This is a genomic window from Pseudochrobactrum sp. AO18b, from assembly GCF_000409565.1.
Taxonomy (GTDB): domain Bacteria; phylum Pseudomonadota; class Alphaproteobacteria; order Rhizobiales; family Rhizobiaceae; genus Pseudochrobactrum; species Pseudochrobactrum saccharolyticum.
On record NZ_ANNO01000462.1, the window covers coordinates 1 to 7,173 of the forward strand.

At 50.1% G+C, this 7,173-nt stretch carries 9 protein-coding genes; 6 read left to right on the forward strand and 3 right to left on the reverse strand.

The window, feature by feature from the left end; genetic code table 11:
* The coding region (locus A918_RS0117220; protein ID WP_022712254.1) for a hypothetical protein at positions 1-630 on the reverse strand (630 nt) is incomplete at its 3' end.
* Between the two features lie 520 nt (positions 631-1,150).
* On the opposite strand from A918_RS0117220, the gene A918_RS0117230 reads away from it, so the two are divergent.
* Positions 1,151-1,801, forward strand: a complete 651-nt coding sequence (locus tag A918_RS0117230; protein WP_022712256.1) for a YitT family protein — start codon at positions 1,151-1,153, stop codon at positions 1,799-1,801.
* A 20-nt stretch (positions 1,802-1,821) separates the two neighbouring features.
* On the opposite strand, the gene A918_RS0117235 is transcribed toward A918_RS0117230, so the two are convergent.
* A complete protein-coding gene (locus A918_RS0117235; protein WP_022712257.1) occupies positions 1,822-2,082 on the reverse strand; it encodes a hypothetical protein in 261 nt (86 codons plus the stop codon).
* A gap of 401 nt (positions 2,083-2,483) precedes the next feature.
* On the opposite strand from A918_RS0117235, the gene A918_RS0117240 reads away from it, so the two are divergent.
* Positions 2,484-2,828, forward strand: a complete 345-nt coding sequence (locus tag A918_RS0117240; RefSeq protein ID WP_022712258.1) for a DUF2147 domain-containing protein — start codon at positions 2,484-2,486, stop codon at positions 2,826-2,828.
* Between the two features lie 52 nt (positions 2,829-2,880).
* Here A918_RS0117240 and A918_RS0117245 read toward each other — a convergent pair whose 3' ends face one another.
* A complete protein-coding gene (locus A918_RS0117245; RefSeq protein WP_022712259.1) occupies positions 2,881-3,600 on the reverse strand; it encodes a glutathione S-transferase family protein in 720 nt (239 codons plus the stop codon).
* Between the two features lie 407 nt (positions 3,601-4,007).
* On the opposite strand from A918_RS0117245, the gene A918_RS0117250 reads away from it, so the two are divergent.
* The 4 genes from A918_RS0117250 (at position 4,008) to A918_RS0117265 (ending at position 7,151) form a co-directional block, all read left to right on the forward strand.
* On the forward strand, positions 4,008-4,211 hold the full coding sequence (locus tag A918_RS0117250; protein WP_022712260.1) for a hypothetical protein: 204 nt from the start codon (positions 4,008-4,010) through the stop codon (positions 4,209-4,211).
* Positions 4,208-4,384, forward strand: a complete 177-nt coding sequence (locus A918_RS21895) for a hypothetical protein (protein WP_022712261.1) — start codon at positions 4,208-4,210, stop codon at positions 4,382-4,384. Before A918_RS0117250 ends, A918_RS21895 begins: the two co-directional genes overlap by 4 nt.
* A gap of 85 nt (positions 4,385-4,469) precedes the next feature.
* On the forward strand, positions 4,470-5,996 hold the full coding sequence (locus A918_RS0117260) for an AMP nucleosidase (protein ID WP_022712262.1): 1,527 nt from the start codon (positions 4,470-4,472) through the stop codon (positions 5,994-5,996).
* A 114-nt stretch (positions 5,997-6,110) separates the two neighbouring features.
* A complete protein-coding gene (locus tag A918_RS0117265; RefSeq protein WP_022712263.1) occupies positions 6,111-7,151 on the forward strand; it encodes an endonuclease/exonuclease/phosphatase family protein in 1,041 nt (346 codons plus the stop codon).
* The last annotated feature ends 22 nt before the right edge of the window (positions 7,152-7,173 follow it).

Consider the following 7,173-nt stretch of genomic DNA (forward strand, 5'->3'; position numbering starts at 1 on the left):
GCTATAGTAACCGCCGCCCTTCTGGATCCAGCGCAGACCATTCAGAGAATTCGCGCTCTTATTGGCGTAATACTGATCCAGACAGGTTTTCATACGCTGCTTGCCTTCAGTTTCATTCGCATATTTTGCTGAAACCGCAGACGGGAATTTAACACCGCTTGGCGCAGCAACAGTCGGAGCTGCCGGCTCTTTTGTTGATACGGATGTTACTTTTTCAGGATCAGCACCCGGACCACATTCAACTTTACGGAAAGCATTCCATTTCAGATCGGTCGCCAAACCTGTTTCCTGAGCTGCTTTATATTTTGCAGAGCATTGCTGCATTGTCAGGCCTTTGGCAGCATCTGTGCTGTCAGCAGCAGGCGCCGCCTGTTTGGCAGGCTTTGCAGCAGTTGTTGCCGGTTTGGCCGGAGCCGCAGGTGCCGGAGTTGCAGCCGCGTCAGTACCGCACTGTGCTTTACGGAAATCATTCCATTTCATAGTACCGAGCGTGCCGGCATCTTTTGCAGCCTGATATTTCGTGCTGCATTCTGCCATTGTCAGCGCACTTGCCGGTGAAGACAGCACAAAGACGGCCATTCCTGTCAGCAATGCTGCGCCGCCAAGGCGGCTGAGAGTTTGAATTTTCATCTCTGTTCTCCTGATTAGGTTTTAAAACACTGTGCCTAAAGCGTTTTTCTGTCAATATCGTATAATATTCCGCACGCAAAACCTTTTCACAAATTCTGAAAAGAGTTGACGCGCTGTGAGACAACATTGTGATTGTTTATATTATAGCTCTCAAACATAGCATTTTTATAATATCCTGAGGTGCAATATTTTGTAACTCAGATGCATTTCAGGGCAGTAAAACGCTGTAAATCAGCCTTTTTAACTTGGCCTATACATATTCCCCTTCACCACCACACCAGCCATCAAGCAAAATATTCGCGCAATTATTGGCATATAAAAAGCCGGATTTTGGTCATAAATCGCTATTGCCACGTTAAAAATAACAATTTTCTCACCGCTGATTTTACGCCGGTTATCGGCTAAATAATGCCAGTGGCAGAGATCAATGAAGGTTCTGCTGCTTTTCAGTTTTCTTTTAAACAATATCCTGTCCGACGTTTAAATTACGCCGCAGCAGCATGTTGCAGGGTCTTTTTTCATGGCTGAAGTCACAACTCCGGATGCGATTCCGACTCTATCGCCAATATCTGTGACCGAGAGACACCGCTTCTATGAAGATGTTGTGGCGATGCTGATCGGCACCAGCTTTGTAAGCCTCGGACTAACCCTTTATGCGCAAGCCAAACTAATGACCGGCAGCACAGCCGGTGTGGCTCTTCTCGTGCATTATGCAACCAACTGGCAGTTTGCTCTGGTATTTTTCCTGATCAACCTGCCTTTTTATTATCTGGCTATCAAGCGCATGGGCTGGCGGTTTACAATTCGCACCTTTGTAGCGGTGGCGCTGATGTCGCTCTTTACCCGCCTGTTCCCGATGTGGGTGGATTTCTCCAACCTGCAACCGGTTTTTGCCGCTTTTATGGGCGGCACTTTGATGGGAATGGGCGTGCTTGCCCTGTTCCGCCACCGTGCCGGTGTCGGCGGCATCAATATTCTGGCTCTCTATCTGCAGGATAATTACAATATCCGCGCCGGCTGGTCGCAGCTTACTCTGGATCTGGTTCTGATGTCTGTATCGCTGATTTACCTGTCCCCGCAACAGGTTGCAATTTCGCTGATCGGCGCTGTGGTCATGAATGTTATTATTGCAATCAACCACAAGCCCGGCCGTTATCTGGCCACAAGTTAAAAAGAAACCGGATGGCGGGATCAGTGACGCGCCATCCATTCACGCGCCTCACGCAGGGCACGCACCAGCTCCGGCTTGCTCATCATTTCTGACAATTTACTGCGCATCGGCAGAGCACGATCATCACCACGGATGGCTGCAATATTGAACCATTTATAGGCTTCGATACGGTCTGCCACGCAATCACGCCCTGCATAATACATCATGCCGGTTTCAAACAGCATTTCGGCCTGCATGGCATTGATATTATTCTCTGACTTCGCGCTGAAACGTGCAAACATTGTTCTCATCCTGTCCTGTTAAACTGCGGTCTGCTTAGAGCCGGAAAGCCCGTGCAGATCTCTGCTGTTGTTATGAACAAGATGACGGAAAGAGTTGAAACCGCCGTTAAATACCATCCTTAACGGGCAATCAACAAAATCCAAACAATGGGTAAACATCAGAATTCATTAAGAATAACTCTGCCGGTTTTGCGGGACTTCTGCAAAAATCACGACTTTTAAGCACAGGATAATTTAAACCTGCTGCTAACCAATAATCACATCAGCCCGTTACGATGCCGAACAGAAGTGAGATTTGCGCAATGCAAAATCGGCTCTTTTCAAGCGCCATTCTTTGGATTACGTTTACGTGAGCGTAAATAATATGCCCATCACATATTACGCATCTTCGGGAGGAACTGATGAAGAAAATCTTGTTTGCAATGACAGCCTTGACACTGTCGTTCGGCCCTGCTCTGGCAGCAGAACCGATTGTCGGTACGTGGAAACGCACATCCGGCACTATCATTGAATATAAAAGCTGCGGCGGTGAGGATTATTGCGGCACCGTGCTCAACGGTGAGTATAAAGGCAAATCCATCGGTAAAATGAGCGGTAAAGACGGCAGCTATAAAGGCACCGTCAATAAGCTTGACGAAGGCAAGACCTATTCCGGTAAAGCCAGTGTCAGCGGCAGCACATTATCGCTGGCCGGTTGTGTGGCAGGCGGGCTGATCTGCAAGACCGAAAAACTGGCACGCCAGTAAGACAAATGAAAAAGCGTTGCGGATGATGATCGCGCAACGCTTTGTTTTATAGTCAGCGCGCTTTCTGATTGAACAAAACGCTCTGCGCTGATTTATCCGTCGCAAGATTGCTTTTCTCGCGTTCAGCTTTGCCCAACTCCATACCGCGCTGCACCGCAGCACGGGCTGTGACAGCCTCATACCAGCGCTTCAGATTCGGGAAATCTTCCAGTTTCTGATCGTAGTTTTTATAGGCGCTGATCCAGCCCACACAGGCCATATCGGCTATGGAATAATCGCCGGCAATATAATCACGGCCTTCAAGCTGACGATTCAATACGCCGTAGAGCCGGTTCACTTCATTCGTATAGCGATTGATACCATATTCGACTTTTTCCGGTGCATAGACGCGGAAATGTCCTGCCTGACCGGACATTGGTCCAAGCCCGCCCATCTGCCACATCAGCCATTCGTCAACGGCGACGCGCTTGCGTTCATCCGCCGGATAGAATTTACCGAATTTACGCCCCAGATATTGCAGAATAGCGCCGGATTCAAAAACCGAAATCGGCTGGCCATCCGGCCCTTCCGGATCAATAATCGCTGGCATACGGTTATTCGGTGCGATTTTCAGAAATGACGGCTCGAACTGATCGCCTTTACCGATATTCACATATTTCACTTCATAAGGAACCCCCAGTTCCTCCAGCATGATGCTGATCTTCCAGCCGTTCGGTGTCGGCCAGTAATAAAGTTCAATCGGCTTCGTCTGGGTTTTAGGCTCGGCACTCATAGAGATCAGCTCCTGACTAGAGCGCCGTACACTCATCGGCGTACAAAACGCGCTCCAACACTTTAAAATGAGAGCATAATTTCAAGTTAAACTGTTTCCAGTTTAAGAAATTATACTCCGGTGAAACCGGTAAGGACAAACATCATGATTATATGCGTGATTGTCCGGTTGCAAACAATATATAGTCATGACTACAGATTAGGCAATCCATAAAACCAAATTTCGTTTCACGTTGAAAAATATATGCTTAATGCAATTTCATGAATTTGAACGCCCGATGAACGCCCCTCTCAGAAAGAGTTCAGCCCGCCGCCGTTAGATTACGGATAACAGGATCATTCCTGACCAGACCGTGTCGCACATCATCATATCCGCAGCGACATGTTCGACCAAAAGGGGGCCAAGCGATGTTGTATCACCGGTTTACCATTATCAGCCTGTTCACACTCGGCACGGTATTTCTCAGCCTGCTGCTGATGAATGAAAATCATGCAAACCGCGCCGGTCATATGGCTCAGGCATTGTCATATTCTTTCCTGCAAACAGAAACCTCCCGCCCTGCACAGGCAGCAACAATCACAAAATCACAGGACAAGGAGATGCTGCCATGATGTCCGCGAATTTTCTCAGCACTCTGACCGACACATGTTATCTCGCCATGCGCATTGCAGTGTTCAGCCTGTTCTTTGTAGCGCCGGTTGCTGCTTTTACCGGCATTGCCGCCAATACCGGCGGAAAAGTTACCGCAACCGGTCTGGTTCTTGTGGTCAGCTTGCAGAAATAATGCCCCGTTTAACCATTATGCAAAACCGGAGGCGCAGTGCAAAGCTTGCCATATAAACTGTAAGAATTCCGGCTTATAGTAGCGCATGAGCAAAAGAATCGACACTTTTTCCGGCAATCCTGTTTCAGATCTGATTTCTGCGGGCATAGCCACACCGGAGCCAGTCGCTCCTCAATCATTTACTGATGCCCGCGCTGCGGTTGACGCATTGCGTGCTCTCTATGACCGGAATACTGCCTTTCTGCGCGATGCCTTTCATAAGGTTGCCAAAGGCGAAGTTGCACCGCAGCGTTTCCGCGCGTTCTACCCAGAGCTTTGCTTTTCAACAGCCAGTTTCGCCCATGTGGATACGCGTCTGGCCTATGGTCATGTCAGTCTACCGGGTGAATATGCCACCACGCTGACCCGTCCCGATCTTTTCGACAGTTACCTGATGGAGCAAATCCGTCTGCTGATTAAAAATCACGGTGTTCCGGTGACTGTTCAGGAATCCACCACGCCGATCCCGCTGCATTTTGCCTTTTTGGAAGGCACCTATGTGGAATCTTCCGTCTCCGATGCTTTCAAATATCCTCTGCGTGATATGTTTGATGTGCCGGATCTCGGCAATACCGATGACAGTATTGCTAATGGTGATACCGAGTTCCAGACTTTGGAAATCATGCCGCTGGCACCATTTACCGGTCAGCGCGTGGATTATTCTTTGCAGCGCCTGTCGCATTACACCGCGACCAGCCCGTCGCATTTCCAGAACTATGTGCTTTTCACAAACTACCAGTTCTATATGGACGAGTTCTGCACCTATGCCCGTAAATTAATGGCAGAGGGCGGCGGCGGTTTCACCAAATTTGTTGAACCGGGCAATCTTGTCACTTTTGCCGGTAACAGCTCGCCTTCACAGGGGGCAGAGCCTGCGCGCCTGCCGCAAATGCCGGCCTATCATCTGGTCAAGCCGGATGGTTCGGGCATTACAATGGTCAATATCGGGGTCGGCCCGTCCAATGCCAAAACCATTACCGATCATATTGCTGTACTGCGCCCGCATGCATGGCTGATGCTTGGCCACTGCGCCGGTTTGCGCAACAGCCAGCAGCTCGGCGATTATGTACTTGCCCATGCCTATGTGCGTGAGGATCACGTTCTTGATGATGATCTGCCGATCTGGGTGCCGATCCCTGCTCTGGCCGAAATTCAGGTGGCTCTGGAAGATGCGGTTGAGGAAATCACCGGCCTTGAGGGCTATGAGCTGAAACGCATCATGCGTACCGGCACCGTTGCCACGATTGACAACCGCAACTGGGAATTGCGAGACCAGCGCGGCCCAGTTCAGAGGCTTTCTCAGTCCCGTGCTGTGGCTCTGGATATGGAATCGGCCACGATTGCGGCCAATGGTTTCCGCTTCCGCGTGCCATACGGTACTTTGCTCTGTGTGTCTGACAAGCCGCTGCATGGCGAGCTGAAATTGCCGGGCATGGCGACTGACTTCTACAAGAAACAGGTAGCCCAGCATTTGCAGATCGGCATCCGCGCCATGGAAAAAATCGCTGCCATGCCGCAAGACCGGCTGCATTCACGAAAACTACGCAGCTTCTTCGAGACTGCATTCCAGTAAATGCTTCAATCAACACTGCTCTGCAAGACTATTTGCAGAGCAGTGCGCCTTGATAAAGCTGCTTTTCACAGCCAACAGTGCTGTCATACTTGTTTCTCTTGCTCTGTGGTCTCTATGTCCGGCGAAAAACCAATTCCTGTTTCAAAACGCACATCTCCCCTGCTCTTTGCATTGCTGATCTTCTTAGTTCTGCTCTCGGTTCCGCTGGTGCTGGGTTTCTTTGGCCGTGTGCATCCGGCGCTGGACAGTTTTGCGCATTTTCGCGCTCATATTGCAGCAATCATGGCTCTTGGCGGGATTTTTCTGCTTTTCACCAGTCTGCGCCGTGAAGCGGCAATGGTGACACTGCTCGGCCTCAGCGCTTTTTCAACAACCGTGAACTGGACAGGCTCATCACAACCGGCAACAGCACAAGACGGAAATGTTACCTACCGGCTGATGCAGATTAATCTGCTGCAAAATAATGATGATCCGAAAGCCCTGTTGCAAGTTGTGGCGCGCTACAAGCCGGATATTATCACCTATCAGGAAGGTTCTGAGCTGTGGCAGCCATGGCTTAAAATACTGGAAGGCAGCTATCCTTACCGCCACCAATGCGGCACATTGCCGAAAAGATGGGGCGTCGGTATTCTCTCGCGCCGACCTTTTGCCGATTTCGGCTCTCCGGTCTGCACCGGTGACGGCGTATTGGCCACAGCTCTTGTTAATCTTGGCGGCACCAATGTACTTGTCTCGTCACTGCATCAGTCTTGGCCGTGGCCGTTTAAACAGGTACAGCAGTTTGAAATGCTGCGCCCTGCATTGGAGCCGATGGCCAATCCTCACGGTATTCCGGTGATTATAGCCGGTGATTTCAATGCTGCCCCGTGGAGTTACAATCTGCGCCAATATGAAATGCTCACCGAAACCAAACGCATTGCCGGTGCAGGTGCAACATGGCTGACAACCCGCCTGCCGGATAGTCTGCGCCACTGGATCGGCTTGCCGATCGATCATATTCTCATCAATGAGACTGTGACACTGCATAATATCCGCACCGGTGAATCGCTCGGCTCAGATCATTTTCCGTTGCTGCTGGAGTTTTCAGTTCCGGCTTCAGTTTCCGAACCGGCGGAAGACAATCCGCAGACTACGCCGGAAGCCGTCCGCATCTGACACTGATTTTTCAATAAAAAAC

Coding starts and splice junctions, on each gene's coding strand:
- A918_RS0117265 (WP_022712263.1), top strand. CDS start 6,111: ATGTCCGGCGAAAAACCAATTCCTGTTTCAAAACGCACATCTCCCCTG.
- A918_RS0117245 (WP_022712259.1), bottom strand. CDS start 3,600: ATGAGTGCCGAGCCTAAAACCCAGACGAAGCCGATTGAACTTTATTAC.
- A918_RS0117260 (WP_022712262.1), top strand. CDS start 4,470: ATGAGCAAAAGAATCGACACTTTTTCCGGCAATCCTGTTTCAGATCTG.
- A918_RS0117250 (WP_022712260.1), top strand. CDS start 4,008: ATGTTGTATCACCGGTTTACCATTATCAGCCTGTTCACACTCGGCACG.
- A918_RS0117240 (WP_022712258.1), top strand. CDS start 2,484: ATGAAGAAAATCTTGTTTGCAATGACAGCCTTGACACTGTCGTTCGGC.
- A918_RS0117230 (WP_022712256.1), top strand. CDS start 1,151: ATGGCTGAAGTCACAACTCCGGATGCGATTCCGACTCTATCGCCAATA.
- A918_RS21895 (WP_022712261.1), top strand. CDS start 4,208: ATGATGTCCGCGAATTTTCTCAGCACTCTGACCGACACATGTTATCTC.
- A918_RS0117235 (WP_022712257.1), bottom strand. CDS start 2,082: ATGTTTGCACGTTTCAGCGCGAAGTCAGAGAATAATATCAATGCCATG.